Raw genomic sequence first — 212 nt, 5'->3', positions numbered from 1 at the left:
TTTGGCCGTATAAAAGGTGCTTTAGCGGGCGATTTCTCCAGCCACGGGGTGTTTTGGTCGCGTGATTGGCATTTAAGAGGACGGATTTCTCCACTGACTGGATGATTTGGTCATGTAGGTGCGCTGCCAGTGGGTGTTTTTCTCCAGTTACTGGATGATTTGGTTGTGTGATTGGTTCATGAGTGGGCGTTTTTCTCCACCGACTGGCTGAT

The sequence above is a fragment of the Bifidobacterium sp. UBA6881 genome, from assembly GCA_002451435.1.
Lineage (GTDB): Bacteria > Actinomycetota > Actinomycetes > Actinomycetales > Bifidobacteriaceae > Bifidobacterium.
Note: the sequence above shows the minus strand (reverse complement) of the source record.